The sequence below is a fragment of the Bradyrhizobium sp. R2.2-H genome, assembly GCF_004346455.1.
Taxonomy (GTDB): Bacteria; Pseudomonadota; Alphaproteobacteria; order Rhizobiales; family Xanthobacteraceae; genus Bradyrhizobium; species Bradyrhizobium diversitatis.
The window spans coordinates 382,804-396,035 of record NZ_SMBR01000007.1 but is presented as its reverse complement, the minus strand read 5'-3'; the positions used below and the strand labels follow the sequence as shown (position 1 = coordinate 396,035).

Genomic DNA, 13,232 nt, shown 5'->3' with positions numbered 1-13,232 from the left:
CATCCACGTTCTTGGATCAGCGGCGAAGACGTGGATGGCCGGGTCAAGCCCGGGCATGACGGCGAGATTGAGGTACAGGTCTGCGACCTACCAATAGATGCCGTGACGATGCAGTTCGCTGATGATGCGGCGCTCAGTCCAGCTGCGCTGGTTCTTCGGCTTGTCTGCCCTTGCCGCGCTCTTGGTGGCGGGCTTGGTCGTCGTGACCGGCGCAGAGGTCGCGGGTGTAGTCACCGCCGGGGCGGTCCTAGCGGGCGGCGCGGAGAGCGACACCGCCGGCGGACGATCGGAATATTTCGGAGCCTCGGTGGCCGGCGCGGCTTCGCTTACCCGCGTCGTCACGCTGGTCGTTGACGAGGTCGTGGTTCGCGGCGCGGAGCTCTGTTCGTCCGCAGAGGCCAAGGACAGACCGCGGGAGCCGCCTGCCTGGGCGGAGGCAGAAGCCGCGAGCATGGCGGCAACCAGAATGATCTTGCGCATGTGAAGTCTCCCCGTGTTCGCGACGGGGGATGTAAGGGCGTCTTGCCTGAGATTATGTGATCGCGATCACCCAGCCGAACGAGGCTAATGCGCTGACCAAGGGCCGCGCTTCAGGAACCAGATGAATGCCGTCTCGGAAAGTCGAGGTGGTGGTGCCGCAAGAGGGATTCGAACCCCCGACCCCGTCATTACGAATGACGTGCTCTACCGACTGAGCTATTGCGGCGACCCTGCCGGGACCTGGGCGATGCCGGCCCCGATACGCGCGCTCCTGATATCGGGCATGGCCCGAATTGGCAAGGACAAGCCGGGTCTGAAATGCGCTTCACGCGCCCCAGCGGGACCAGAATCCGCGCCAGCCGCCGGCCTGGGCCTTTGCGTGGGCCTTGGGCGTGCCGATTTGTTCCGTAAATTCATCGCTTGGGCCGTCGTCATCGATTCCCGGATCATCCGGCGCACGGACGATCGGGATGACGGCCTGGACCGGCGCCGATGCCGGCTTGCCGAGATCGGCCCGGGTCCGGAACACCGGCGTTGCAGCCGGCGGCGATGATTCGGCGGGCGCCGGAGCCGGATTCGCCGGCTCGGCGGGTGTCACGGCCGGCTCGTCGGCCTTCGGAGGTTGCTCCCCAGTGTCCTTGGCCACTTCCTTGGCAGCTTCCTTCGCGGCGTCCTTGGCCTGAGGGGGTAGATTGTCCTGGGCAGCCGGCGCTGACACCGGGGCCGTTACCGGCGGTTCCACCGGAGCCTCGCTGGGAGCGGCGGCCACCCGCTTCGGCGGCGGAGCGGCCAGCATGGCCTCCTCGAAGGCCGAGGATTCGAGCGTGGGGCCCCTGTCCGAGGGCAGGCTCGCGACCGGTGTCTGCCACTGGAACGCATCGAGGCGGCCGGTGACCGGGGAGACCGGACGCCAGCTGTCGCTGACATAGCCGTCCGCGGTCCAGGCGGGATCGAGGCGGGCGCGCACCGCGCGCAGGGTCCAGGCGCGGGCGCGGCCGCCGTCGCCATGCTCGGTGCGCTCGATCTCGGCCATCAGCAGCGCGACGCGCTGGGTCGGATCCTTGAGATAAGGCGCGAGCACCTCGCGCGCGCGGGCAAATTCCGAGGCGTCGATCGCAGCGCGTGCGATCGCGAGCTGCCCTTCGACATGACCGGTCCTGTCGACGGGCGTCTTGGCGGCGAGAGTCTCCACCCGCTGCAAGCGGTGCCATGCGGTATCGCCGAGCTTCACATGCGCATAGGCGTCCGCGAGATCGGGATGCGGATTGGCGAGCCAGGCGGCCTCCACCAGCTTCATGGCGCGGCGCACCTGATGCGCCTCGCTCTCGAATTTTGCCGCGAGCACCGCCGCCGGCACCAGGGTCGGTGCGAGCTTGACCGCCTCCATCGCGCTCTCGCGCGCGACGTCGCGGTCCATCGTTTGCAATTCCAGTGCGCGCGCGGTGAGCAGGACGCCGCGCTGCCGGCGATAGGTCTGCCTGTCGATCTGCCCCGCGCGCAGATTCGAGTCGAGGATCGCGAGTGCGCCGCTCCAGTCGCCGCGCGCGCAACGGAAGCCGAGCACCGCATGCGAAGCCCAGGTCGAGGACGGCGACAGTTTGATCGCTTCCTCCGCGATCATCACCGCGCCGACCGCATCGTCGGCGCGCTGCGCCTCGATGAACAGGCCGCGCAGGCCGAGCAGCCGCGTGTCCTCGCGCTCGGCCATGACGCGGAAGACGCGCTGCGCCTCGTCGCGATTGCCTTCGAGCTGGGCCGACTGCGCGTGCAGCAGCAGCGCGAGCGGATCGTTCGGCGCGTGCCGCCGCGCCGCGTCGGCGTGACGGCGGGCCAGCGCGGAATCGCCATGACCGATCGCGAGCAGGCCGTGGGTGATGGCGTGGCGGCCACGGGCCTGGCGCTTTTCGTGGCGACGGCGGCGCAGACGCCCCGGTGTGCGCCAGATCGTGGTCAGGATGCTCCAGACCAGGACGACGGCCACGGCAAACAGGCCTAGCAAGAGAACGAACCTGGGAAGCGTCGTCGAGATGCGGAAACCAGCCGCGGTCAGCACGAGATCGCCGGGCTGATCGGCAACCCAGGCCGCGCCGGCCGCCGCCAGTGCGATCAGGACAAGAAAGAGGACGATGCGAAGCATGGCGATCCCTATACGCGCCGATTGTTGCGCGAACTTTTACTGAAGAGGCTTGTCAGGACCAGACTTGGCAGGATCCGATTTGGCGAGATCCGCCATGGCATCGTCGGCGAATTTGCGGGACGCGGCGAGCGCGGCGTCGCGGGCATCGGCTTTGTCGAGCCAGGCCTGCGCCGGAGCACGATCGGCCTCAGGCAGAGCCTTGAGCTCGCGCCGCGCTTCCGCGAAATCGTTGCGAAGCGCAGCCGACGTCATCCGCGCAACGATGGCGCCACGATCGTTGCCGACCCCGTCGGTACGCTCGATGCGGACGAGTTTTGACGCGCCGGCCTGGAGACGCTCGATAATGCCGGCGTCGCTCGCCGGAGCTTCCGCCGGCGGCGACAGCTTCGGCACGATGTTGAGGAGCTCGCGGCTCAATGCGACCGACGTCGGGATGCCGGACGAGGCAAACGCGTCGAGCGGCTTCAGCATGTCGGGCTTGGCGGCCAGCGACCGGGCCGCGGCCAATTGCGATTGATAGGGATCGCCGTGGCGAACGGCGACGTCGAGCAGGGCCGCCGCCACCACGTTGCGCAGCGGCTTGTCGTCCGACGTCATGGCGGCGGCGATCTTCTCGCTTTGCTGCGCGAGTTCGGCGCGCTCCGTCTTGCCGGCGCGCTCGAGCTGGGCGATGCGGTCGATGACGGCGGCAAGATCAGGCGCTGCAGAAGGGGAGGCAACCTTCACGTCGTTCAGCGCGTTCGCAGTCTTGTCGGACTGCGCACGCAGATTGGCCATGTCGCTGCGCAGGCTGCTCGCGGATTTCTCCAGTGCGTCGATCCGCGCCGCCGCTGCCGGATCGGCTGCGGGCTTGCCGGCCTTGGCTTCGACCGCAGCAACGCGTGCGCTCAGCGCATCGATCGTCGCACGGGTGACCTCAGGCGCGGCAGGCGGCGCCTGCACCGCGGGCCAGCCCAGCATCCAGCCGACCGCGATCACGACCGCAGCCGCGACAGCGCCGGAAAACGGTGCGATGACCCAGGGGGAAATCGGCGCCGACACGGGTGCGGCCGCGACGGAAACCTGCTCCTTTGCAGGCTCGGACTGAGGCTCGGCCTTGACCTCCTCGGATCCGGGCTCTTCGAACCTGGCCTGCTCCTGCGCGACATGCTCGGACGCCTCGGGCTCGCCCGCGACCTGCTGCGGCTGGGTCGAGACTTCCGTCGCATCAAGATCGATGGTGGGCGGGGTGCGCTTGGTACGACCCGTCTCGGGCGCCAATCCAGCGTCTTCAGGCTTGTCGTCGGCCATCGTGACGGTTCCTCACACTTCCAATACCCGGGTGAACTAGATTGCGTCGGATTCGGCCTGACCTCTTACGCCAAACGGGTGCGCAACGCACGCTCCAAGGTGTCGAACAGGGCACTTTCGTCCGGCGTTGCGGCCACCAGAACCCGGGACGCGCCGGCGTCGCGCAGCACGCTCGCAACCGTGTCGGACAGGCAGCAATGCGGTATGGCCAGCGCCGAGATTTCGACGCCTTCGTCCCGCGCCGCATCCAGAAACGCGCGTGCGCTGCGCCGGGAGTAGTGCAGCACCGCCTCGACCCCGTGCGCGGCAAAGCCCTCGCAAACCCCGCGCGGCAGGTGCTTGACCGGCGCCATGCGATACGTGGCCCGCGTGACGACGCGGAAGCCCTCCGCGCCGAGTTCGCCGCCGAGGTCGCGCGACAGATCGGCGCCGGCGAGATAGAGCAGCACGCTCTTCTTCTTCAGCACCTTGTCGCGCGCGCTTTGCATCACCTTGTCGCGCAAGGAAGCAGCGTCGCCGCCGGCGACGATCACCTCGGCGAAACCGGCCTCGCGCGCCGCAGCAGCCGTATGCTCGCCGACCGCGAACAAAGGCAGCTTCAGGAGCCCGAGCTCCGGCAATTGCGGCGCGACGGCGCGGATCGCGTTGGCCGACGTGACGAGAATGGCGCCATAGGGACCTTCACTCTCGTCATGGACGGCGACCGGCTCGAACTTGAGCACCGGCGCGAGCAGCACCGCATGTCCGCGCGCGCGCAAGCCCGCCGCCGTCGCCTCATTGTCGGGATGCGGCCGTGTGACAAGAATGGACATCGCTGGCGTTCCCGAACCACGTGGCGGTGGCGCATTGACCAGGACGGTTGCGCGCGACGATTGCGCAAGCCGACCCTGGAATGCTACCGGACGTACCAGAACGCTGCTTTGCGGATGAGCGCAAGGGCGCAAATTGGATAACAATTCGCCAATGCTGGTGCTGGGCATAGAAACCACCTGCGACGAGACCGCCGCGGCCGTGATCGAGCGCGCGGCCGACGGCAGCGGCAGGATCCTGTCCAACATCGTGCGGTCGCAGATCGAGGAACATGCCCGCTTCGGCGGCGTGGTGCCGGAGATCGCCGCGCGCGCGCATGTCGATCTGCTCGACGGCATCATCGACCGCGCCATGCGCGAGGCCGGCATCGGCTTTGCCCAGCTCAGCGGCGTCGCAGCCGCCGCGGGTCCGGGCCTGATCGGCGGCGTCATCGTCGGGCTGACCACCGCGAAGGCGATCGCGATGGTGCACGACACGCCGCTGGTCGCGGTGAACCATCTCGAAGCGCATGCGCTGACGCCGCGCCTCACCGACGGAATCGAATTTCCCTATTGCCTGTTCCTCGCCTCCGGCGGCCACACCCAGATCGTCGCGGTCACCGGCGTCGGCCAATATGTGCGGCTCGGCACCACGGTCGACGACGCGATCGGCGAGGCCTTCGACAAAGTCGCGAAGATGCTGGGACTGCCCTATCCGGGCGGACCGCAGGTCGAGCGCGCAGCGGCAGGCGGCGATGCCACCCGCTTTGCGTTTCCGCGGCCGATGCAGGGACGCCCCGATGCCAATTTCTCGCTGTCGGGATTGAAGACGGCGGTGCGCACCGAAGCGAGCCGGCTGGCTGAGCTCACGCCGCAGGACGTCAGCGATCTCTGCGCGAGCTTTCAGGCCGCCGTGCTCGACTCGACCGCCGACCGGCTGAGCGTCGGCTTGAAACTTTTCCGCGAGCAGTTCGGCGCGCCGCGCGCGCTCGTGGCCGCCGGCGGTGTCGCCGCCAATCAAGCGATCCGCGGCGCTCTGCATGACGTTGCAAGGCGGGCCGGGACGCAACTGATCATGCCGCCGCCTGCGCTCTGCACCGACAACGGCGCGATGATCGCATGGGCCGGCGCCGAGCGCCTTGCGCTCGGCCTGACCGACACGATGGAGGCGCAGCCGCGCGCACGGTGGCTGCTCGACGCCAACGCGACGGCGCCCGCAGGCTACGGCAACACGCGGGCGGGATACTGAATGAGCAGACGTTGCCACGCGCTCCCCTTCACCTCGCCCCGCTTGCGGGGAGAGGTCGAATTCGATCGCAGATCGAATTCGGGTGAGGGGGACTCTCCGCGAGTCTCTCTGTCACCGTCCCCGCTGGGGCTCCCCCTCACCCCGACCCTCTCCCCGCAAGCGGGGCGAGGGGGTGGAGGGATCGAGCGATGACCGCGCTGCAATCCGTCGCGGTGATCGGCGCGGGCGCCTGGGGTACGGCGCTGGCGACGGTGGCAGCGCGAGCCGGGCGGAGCGTCACGCTCTGGGCTCGCAATGCGGAGCATGCCGCGCGGATTGCGTCGAGCCGCGACAATCCGCGGCTGCCCGGCGTGCAGCTTGCTCCGGAGATTGTCGTCACGGGCGAGCTGGCGCTGGCCGCGCGCGCCGACATGCTGCTGATAGCAACGCCTGCGCAGCATCTGCGTGGCGCCGTCAACATGCTGGCGTCACATCTGGCAAGGCCGGTACCGATCGTCGCTTGCGCCAAGGGCATCGAGCACGGCACCCATAAGTTCATGACCGACGTGATCGCGGAGGCGGCGCCGCACGCGCAGCCGGCGATCCTGTCGGGCCCGAGCTTTGCCGACGACGTCGCGCGCGGCCTGCCGACGGCGGTGACCCTGGCGGCAAGCGATGAGGCGCTGTCGCGCGCGCTCGTGCAGGCGCTGGGCTCGCCGACGTTCAGGCCCTATCACTCCACCGACATCCGCGGCGTCGAGATCGGCGGCGCCGCCAAGAACGTGCTGGCGATTGCGGTCGGCATTGCGGTCGGGCGCAAGCTCGGCGCCTCGGCCCAGGCTGCACTCACGACCCGCGGCTTTGCCGAGCTGACGCGCCTTGGCCGCGCGCTCGGCGCGCGCAGCGAGACGCTCACCGGCCTGTCCGGCCTCGGCGACTTGATCCTGACCTGCGCGAGCCCGCAATCGCGCAACTTCGCGCACGGACTTGCGCTCGGGCGCGGTGAGCAGCCTCCCGCCGGCAAGCTCGCCGAGGGCGAGTTCACGGCACCTGTGCTGATCGAACTCGCAGCTTCGCAAAACATCGAGTTGCCGGTATCGGAAGCGGTCGCGGCGATCCTGAGCGGCCGAAGCACGATCGATGCCGCGATCTCGGGGCTGATGACGCGCCCCTTCAAGGCAGAGGAATGACGTCTTCTCGTCATGCCCGCGCTTGTCGCGGGCATCCACGTCTTGATATTGAACTGGCGACAAAGACGTGGATGGCCGGGACAAGCCCGGCCATGACGAATGGATAGGGCGCGTTGTCATGAACTACTGGCTCGTGAAATCCGAACCGTCGGTGTGGTCCTGGGACCAGCAGGTCGCGAAGGGCGCCAAGGGCGAGGCCTGGACCGGTGTGCGCAATTTCACCGCGCGCCAGAACCTCGTGAACATGAAGAAGGGCGACAAGGCGTTCTTCTATCATTCCAACGAGGGCAAGGAGATCGTCGGGATCGCGGAGATCATCAAGGAAGCCTATCCCGACCCGACCGACAAGACCGGCAAGTTCGTCTGCGTCGACATCAAGGCCGACAAGCCGTTGAAGACGCCGGTGACGATGGCCGCGGTCAAGGCCGAGAAGAAGCTCGAAGGCATGGCGCTGGTGAAGTATTCGCGCCTGTCGGTGCAGCCGGTGACGGCGGAAGAGTGGAAGCTCGTCTGCAAGATGGGCGGGATTTAGTTGGTGCCGTAGTCCGGATGCGCGCAGCGACATCCGGGATCACTTGACCCGCATGTCGCTGCGCTCATGCGGGCTACGAGGGTTGGGTGTTCCTCACACCGCGACGGTCGCCACCACCTGCGCCAGCAGCTGCTCGCGCCTCGCCTGCGAACGCTGGCCCTTCATGGTCGCGGCGAAGCGCTCGAGGATGCCCTCCTCGAACGCGGTGACGATGGTATCGTGGACATAGCTCTTGCGGCAGATCGCCGGCGTGTTGGAGAGCTTGTCCGCAGCGGCGCGGATTGCGTCCAGCACCTGCTTCTTGCGGCCGCGCTGGCTCGTCGCCGGCGTGATCCGCGACAGCGATTCCACGACGACGGCGGACGCCATCAGCGTGCGAAAATCCTTCAGCGAGATCTTGATTCCGGCGATCTCGCGCAGAAACGCATTGACCTGGGTGGTGTTGACCGCGCGCACGATGCCGTAGGCATCGCGATACTGGAACATGCGCTTGCCGGGGACGCCCTGCAGGATGCCGATGGCGCGCACCAGCTTGGCCGCGTCGCACTCCTTCCGCACCGCCTTGCCGCCCTTCGCCTTGAAGGTCAGCACGAAGCAGTCGTCTTCGAGCATGACGTTGGACTTCAGCAGCGTGGTGGCGCCGCGGGTGCCGTTGAGGCGGGCATAGGACTCGTTGCCGGGGCGGATCGCGGTGCGCGCGATCAGCTCGATCACGGCCGAGAGCGCGAACTCGCGCGTCGGCTCGTCGCCCGACAGGAACGCCGAGACCTTGCGCCGGATTTTTGGCAGTGCGCCGACGAGCTTCTCAAGGCGGTGCGCCTTGCGGTGCTCGCGGACCTTCTCCCAATCGGCGTGATAGCGATATTGCAGCCGGCCCGCGGCATCGCGGCCCACGGCCTGGAGGTGCGAGTTGGGATCGGCGGAGTAGCGCACCTCGCGATAGGCCGGCGGCACCGCCATGGCGTGCAGCCGGCGGATGGTGCGGGCGTCGCGGATATGCGCACCGTTGGGACGGACGAAGGAGTAGCTCTTGCCGCGCTTGACGCGCCGGATGGTCAGCTCGTTCTGGTCGCCGAGCCGCAAGCCGTGCTCCCTGGCGAGCGCCTCGACCGTCGCCGGCACAGTATCGAAGGTCTTTTTCGGGCTGGCGCGCCTGAAAGTGGCCGGTTTGGGCCATTGTCCGAGGGCTTTGGCCAGGGCAACGGCCGCAGGATCGGCTGAAGCGGGCCGCATCGTCCCGGGATTCTGCTGATCCATCATAGTGTTACGCCTTAGCCCTGCCTGTTATCGGTCAATGCCGCTGTTCTGATTTTTGTTCCGAGGGGTCTCTTTGGACCCGGGTTGGCCATTTAGGGTGTTCCGAACCGTATTGCGAGTCCCGAATCAGTGAGGAAAGGTCTTTAAATACCTCTACCGGGTGCATGGGCCTCTGCGCGGGCCGGTTCCGGGGGGATTTGGGTAAAGGCCCGAAGGCCGCCCCGGGCCTGTTTCAGATCTGCGACAGTCGCGGCGGGTCGCCTTGATCCTTCGCATGGCCGGTGGCCCGCCGAAGGTCCAGCTTGTGCTCCTTGTCGGGTCCGGTTAGCCCGACGCATAATCAGTCAATGATCAAGTCGGCTCGCCGTCGCTGGCGTTCGGCCTGCCGCATGTGGAGGGAAGCATGTCCGAGAAGATCTACGACGTCCCCGCGGAGTGGGCGAAGCGCGCCTGGGTCGACCAGGCCAAGTACAAGGAGATGTACGCCCGCTCGATCTCGGACCCGAACGGCTTCTGGGCAGAGCAGGCCAAGCGCATCGACTGGATGAAGGCGCCGACGAAAATCGAGAACGTCTCGTTCGCGCCCGGCAACATCTCGATCAAATGGTTCGAGGACGGCGTCCTCAACGTCACCCACAATTGCATCGACCGGCATCTTCACACGCGCGCCAGCCAGACCGCGATCATCTGGGAAGGCGACGATCCCTCGCAGTCAAAGCACATCACCTATCAGGAGCTGCACGACGAGGTCTGCCGGATGGCCAACATCCTGCGCACCCGCAACGTCGGGAAGGGCGACCGCGTCACCATCTACCTGCCGATGATTCCCGAAGCCGCCTATGCGATGCTCGCCTGCGCACGCATCGGCGCGATCCACTCGGTCGTGTTCGCGGGCTTCTCGCCCGACAGCCTCGCCCAGCGCATCAACGATTGCCAGTCCAAGGTCATCATCACCGCGGACGAAGGCCTGCGCGGCGGCAAGAAGGTGCCGCTGAAGGCCAATGTCGACGCGGCGCTCGCCAAAGCGGACGGCGTCGACTGGGTCGTCGTGGTCAAGCGCACCGGCGGCAAGGTCGACATGAACCCGACCCGAGACCTCTGGTACCACGAGGCGGCGGCGATGGTGACCACGGAATGCCCGGTCGAGCACATGCATGCCGAGGATCCGCTGTTCATCCTCTACACCTCAGGTTCGACCGGCCAGCCCAAGGGCGTGCTGCACACCTCCGCCGGCTATCTCGTGTACGCCGCGATGACGCATCAATACGTCTTCGACTATCACGATGGCGACATCTACTGGTGCACCGCCGACGTCGGCTGGGTTACCGGCCACAGCTACATCCTCTACGGGCCGCTGGCGAACGGGGCGACCACGCTGATGTTCGAAGGTGTGCCCAATTACCCCGATAATTCCAGGTTCTGGAACGTCATCGACAAGCACAAGGTCAACATCTTCTACACCGCGCCGACCGCGATCCGCGCGCTTATGCAATCGGGCGACGAGCCCGTGAAGAAGACCTCGCGCGCGAGCCTGCGCCTGCTCGGCTCGGTCGGCGAGCCGATCAATCCGGAAGCGTGGGAGTGGTATCACCGCGTCGTCGGCGACGACCGCTGTCCGATCGTCGACACCTGGTGGCAGACCGAGACCGGCGGCATCCTGATCACGCCGCTGCCGGGCGCGACCAAGCTCAAGCCGGGCTCGGCGACGCAGCCGTTCTTCGGCGTGGTGCCCGAGATCGTCGACGCCGATGGTAAGGTGCTGGAAGGCGAGACCACCGGCAATCTCTGCCTGACGCGGTCCTGGCCCGGCCAGATGCGCACGGTCTACGGCGATCACGCCCGCTTCGAGCAGACCTATTTCTCGACCTACAAAGGCAAGTACTTCACCGGCGACGGCTGCCGCCGCGACGCCGACGGCTATTACTGGATTACCGGCCGCGTCGACGACGTCATCAACGTCTCCGGCCATCGCATGGGCACCGCGGAGGTCGAGAGCGCGCTGGTCGCGCACGAGAAGGTTTCGGAGGCGGCGGTGGTCGGCTTCCCGCACGACATCAAGGGCCAGGGCATCTACGCCTATGTCACCCTGATGGCCGGCGTCCAGCCGACCGAGGATCTGCGCAAGGAGCTCGTCACCTGGGTGCGCAAGGAGATCGGCCCGATCGCTTCGCCCGACCAGATCCAGTTCGCGCCGGGCCTGCCCAAGACCCGCTCCGGCAAGATCATGCGCCGCATCCTGCGCAAGATCGCCGAGGACGAGCCCGGCAGCCTGGGCGACACCTCGACCCTGGCCGATCCCGCTGTCGTCGACGACCTCGTCAAGAACCGGCAGAATCGGAAGTCGGCGTAAGGACGCTCTCGTGCCCCGGACGCAGCGCAGCGCTTCTTCGGCGATGTGCAGCAGAGCCGGGGCCCATCGTTCCGCGCGAATAAAGAGCTGGGTCCCGGCTCTGCGTCGCGGCGCTACGCGCCGCGCCTTGTCCGGGACACGAGTGCGCGTGTCGCGCTCCTTGCAACCAATGGCCGTTCACATCCTCACGCTCTTGTCAGCGCGCGCACCCGGACGACCAGCGTCTTTCCCGGAAGGTGTTGTTTTCAGATCATTTACTTTGTTTCGAACATTTCCTTTGTTCGCGCTGCCGGCAGGCCCTCGGCGGCCGCGCGCGGAAACCATCCGGTTAACAGGCGCGGTTAAGAATGAGCGCTAACGAGGGCTTGGCGCGGCGACGATTGCCGGGTTCTGCGTAATTTTTGGACAATCCATTTGGGGCAAGGGGAAGCATCGATGTCGATGAGGATTGCGGCGGCGCTGGCTGCCACCATCGGGGTTGGGCTCTTGATATCGACCGCGGCACAAGCGCGGCCGGAGCTGGTCGGCACGCACCTCGCCGACTATTCGCCGGGCACCATCGTGGTCAGGACCAGCGAGCGGCGGCTCTATCTCATCCTCGATAACGGCCACGCCGTGCGCTATCCGGTCGGCGTCGGCAAGGCCGGCAAGCAATGGGCCGGCACGACGAAGATCGAGGGCAAGTATCTCAACCCGGCATGGGCGCCGCCCGCCGAGGTGAAGCGCGACAAGCCTAATATCCCCGACGTCATTCCCGGCGGCTCGCCACGCAACCCGATGGGCGTCGCGGCGATGACGCTGGCTGGCGGCGAATACGCCATCCACGGCACCAACGTGCCGGGCTCGATCGGCGGCTTCGTCTCCTATGGCTGCATCCGCATGCTCAACGACGACATCACCGATCTCTACGGCCGCGTCTCCGTCGGCACGACGGTGGTGGTGACGCGCTGATCGCCTGAATCAATCGAGATCAAAGCTGCGTGTTGCGACGCGGCTTTCTTGTTACCACAAGCGCCAGCCCCGCGCGCACCAGCCGTCGCGATGGCCGCCATTGTAGCTGCGCACAAAGCCTCCGGCGAGCATTGCCGCCGCAACGCTCGCAGTCTTCCGGGTGGCGACGTCGGCGAGAACGCGGCCGTATTTGTCGGGGCCGAGATTGGTGATCGTCACGCCCCCCTGACCGAGCAGGTCGCGCAACGCGCGGGCAGCAGCTTCGGCCTTGTTCAGCTCCTCCTGGCAGGACGCCTTCAGTTCGGGCGCATCGATGCCGCGCAGCCGGACACGTGCGACGAGATCGCCGCCGTTGTGCTGGTGCACGCGCGCCAGAAACGTGTCGCCGTCGACGGTGCGAATGACCTCGACCGGTTGACGAGCGCCCGCCGCGCCGGACTGCTGCAGGATGATTTCGGCATCGCGCGATTGTTCGTCATCCACACGCGGGATGGGCCAGATCGTTCCCTGGCGGAAGCCGAGCACGACGGCCGTCACAACGCCGACCACGAACATCCACGGCAACAGTCCGGAGAAGCGACGGCCGAACGGCGAGCCGCTGTATGAAGGCCGGTATGGACGGCTGGGATCGAAACGCGACATCCATGCACGCTAGGGCTGAGTCGGCTGAACCGGCAAGGTGGCTTAGAAGGAGCGCGCGTAAAGCGGCGCCTCAAAAGTCCGAGGCGATGCCGTTGCGCTCCCAATCGCCGTAGCGGGTCGGCTCCGGCCCCTTTGGCCCCTGCAACTCCTTCGGCGCAGCTTCATCACGCGCGGCCGCCGCAGCCTGCCGGCGCGCCTCGGCTTCGGCCAACGCCCGCTGGGCGGCCGGCGACAGCGGCTTGCGATCGGGAAGGGAGGGTTGGTCACTCATCTCGGCGGGTTCCTAACGCAGGATCACGGGAAGTGCGAGGTCCAATAACGCATTGCTGAAATGGTCATTGCGGGCTGCAATCGCGAGGGTCCATTCTTACATTTGGCATATTCGCG

At 67.0% G+C, this 13,232-nt stretch carries 12 protein-coding genes and 1 tRNA gene; 5 read left to right on the top strand and 8 right to left on the bottom strand.

Annotation, left to right across the window (positions count from 1 at the left end; genetic code table 11):
- Nucleotides 1–87: 87 nt before the first annotated feature.
- The 5 genes from EDE08_RS20635 to EDE08_RS20615 form a co-directional block, all read right to left on the bottom strand.
- Nucleotides 88–480: a hypothetical protein gene (locus EDE08_RS20635; protein ID WP_131870653.1), complete on the bottom strand. Its 393-nt coding sequence runs from the start codon at nucleotides 478–480 to the stop codon at nucleotides 88–90.
- 150 nt (nucleotides 481–630) lie between these two features.
- Nucleotides 631–706: transfer RNA gene (locus EDE08_RS20630), tRNA-Thr, on the bottom strand.
- Between the two features lie 99 nt (nucleotides 707–805).
- Nucleotides 806–2,617, bottom strand: a complete 1,812-nt coding sequence (locus tag EDE08_RS20625) for a heme biosynthesis protein HemY (protein ID WP_131870652.1) — start codon at nucleotides 2,615–2,617, stop codon at nucleotides 806–808.
- 36 nt (nucleotides 2,618–2,653) lie between these two features.
- The gene (locus EDE08_RS20620) at nucleotides 2,654–3,907 is read right to left on the bottom strand and encodes a COG4223 family protein (protein ID WP_131870651.1); all 1,254 of its coding nucleotides are present in this window, start codon (nucleotides 3,905–3,907) and stop codon (nucleotides 2,654–2,656) included.
- A gap of 65 nt (nucleotides 3,908–3,972) precedes the next feature.
- Complete coding sequence (locus tag EDE08_RS20615; protein ID WP_131870650.1) at nucleotides 3,973–4,719, bottom strand: uroporphyrinogen-III synthase; 747 nt, start codon at nucleotides 4,717–4,719, stop codon at nucleotides 3,973–3,975.
- A gap of 151 nt (nucleotides 4,720–4,870) precedes the next feature.
- Between EDE08_RS20615 and tsaD the strand changes: the two genes are divergently transcribed.
- The 3 genes from tsaD (at nucleotide 4,871) to EDE08_RS20600 (ending at nucleotide 7,645) form a co-directional block, all read left to right on the top strand.
- Nucleotides 4,871–5,944, top strand: coding sequence for a tRNA (adenosine(37)-N6)-threonylcarbamoyltransferase complex transferase subunit TsaD (gene tsaD, locus EDE08_RS20610; protein WP_131870649.1), 1,074 nt, complete (start codon nucleotides 4,871–4,873; stop codon nucleotides 5,942–5,944).
- Nucleotides 5,945–6,132: 188 nt separating this feature from the next.
- Complete coding sequence (locus EDE08_RS20605; RefSeq protein ID WP_131870648.1) at nucleotides 6,133–7,113, top strand: NAD(P)H-dependent glycerol-3-phosphate dehydrogenase; 981 nt, start codon at nucleotides 6,133–6,135, stop codon at nucleotides 7,111–7,113.
- Between the two features lie 118 nt (nucleotides 7,114–7,231).
- Complete coding sequence (locus EDE08_RS20600; protein WP_131870647.1) at nucleotides 7,232–7,645, top strand: EVE domain-containing protein; 414 nt, start codon at nucleotides 7,232–7,234, stop codon at nucleotides 7,643–7,645.
- A gap of 93 nt (nucleotides 7,646–7,738) precedes the next feature.
- Here EDE08_RS20600 and EDE08_RS20595 read toward each other — a convergent pair whose 3' ends face one another.
- Nucleotides 7,739–8,905, bottom strand: coding sequence for a DNA topoisomerase IB (locus tag EDE08_RS20595; RefSeq protein WP_131870646.1), 1,167 nt, complete (start codon nucleotides 8,903–8,905; stop codon nucleotides 7,739–7,741).
- 400 nt (nucleotides 8,906–9,305) lie between these two features.
- Here EDE08_RS20595 and acs point away from each other — a divergent pair, with 400 nt between their 5' ends.
- Both acs and EDE08_RS20585 read left to right on the top strand, forming a co-directional pair.
- Nucleotides 9,306–11,252, top strand: coding sequence for an acetate--CoA ligase (gene acs, locus EDE08_RS20590; RefSeq protein WP_165936060.1), 1,947 nt, complete (start codon nucleotides 9,306–9,308; stop codon nucleotides 11,250–11,252).
- A 435-nt stretch (nucleotides 11,253–11,687) separates the two neighbouring features.
- Nucleotides 11,688–12,203, top strand: a complete 516-nt coding sequence (locus EDE08_RS20585; protein WP_131870644.1) for a L,D-transpeptidase — start codon at nucleotides 11,688–11,690, stop codon at nucleotides 12,201–12,203.
- 51 nt (nucleotides 12,204–12,254) lie between these two features.
- On the opposite strand, the gene EDE08_RS20580 is transcribed toward EDE08_RS20585, so the two are convergent.
- Together EDE08_RS20580 and EDE08_RS20575 are read right to left on the bottom strand one after the other, a co-directional pair.
- On the bottom strand, nucleotides 12,255–12,845 hold the full coding sequence (locus EDE08_RS20580) for a thermonuclease family protein (protein ID WP_131870643.1): 591 nt from the start codon (nucleotides 12,843–12,845) through the stop codon (nucleotides 12,255–12,257).
- 70 nt (nucleotides 12,846–12,915) lie between these two features.
- A complete protein-coding gene (locus EDE08_RS20575) occupies nucleotides 12,916–13,116 on the bottom strand; it encodes a DUF1674 domain-containing protein (RefSeq protein ID WP_131870642.1) in 201 nt (66 codons plus the stop codon).
- Nucleotides 13,117–13,232 lie beyond the last annotated feature (116 nt).

Coding starts and splice junctions, on each gene's coding strand:
- EDE08_RS20625 (WP_131870652.1), bottom strand. CDS start 2,617: ATGCTTCGCATCGTCCTCTTTCTTGTCCTGATCGCACTGGCGGCGGCC.
- EDE08_RS20575 (WP_131870642.1), bottom strand. CDS start 13,116: ATGAGTGACCAACCCTCCCTTCCCGATCGCAAGCCGCTGTCGCCGGCC.
- EDE08_RS20615 (WP_131870650.1), bottom strand. CDS start 4,719: ATGTCCATTCTTGTCACACGGCCGCATCCCGACAATGAGGCGACGGCG.
- acs (WP_165936060.1), top strand. CDS start 9,306: ATGTCCGAGAAGATCTACGACGTCCCCGCGGAGTGGGCGAAGCGCGCC.
- EDE08_RS20605 (WP_131870648.1), top strand. CDS start 6,133: ATGACCGCGCTGCAATCCGTCGCGGTGATCGGCGCGGGCGCCTGGGGT.
- EDE08_RS20600 (WP_131870647.1), top strand. CDS start 7,232: ATGAACTACTGGCTCGTGAAATCCGAACCGTCGGTGTGGTCCTGGGAC.
- EDE08_RS20635 (WP_131870653.1), bottom strand. CDS start 480: ATGCGCAAGATCATTCTGGTTGCCGCCATGCTCGCGGCTTCTGCCTCC.
- EDE08_RS20585 (WP_131870644.1), top strand. CDS start 11,688: ATGTCGATGAGGATTGCGGCGGCGCTGGCTGCCACCATCGGGGTTGGG.
- EDE08_RS20595 (WP_131870646.1), bottom strand. CDS start 8,905: ATGATGGATCAGCAGAATCCCGGGACGATGCGGCCCGCTTCAGCCGAT.
- tsaD (WP_131870649.1), top strand. CDS start 4,871: ATGCTGGTGCTGGGCATAGAAACCACCTGCGACGAGACCGCCGCGGCC.
- EDE08_RS20580 (WP_131870643.1), bottom strand. CDS start 12,845: ATGTCGCGTTTCGATCCCAGCCGTCCATACCGGCCTTCATACAGCGGC.
- EDE08_RS20620 (WP_131870651.1), bottom strand. CDS start 3,907: ATGGCCGACGACAAGCCTGAAGACGCTGGATTGGCGCCCGAGACGGGT.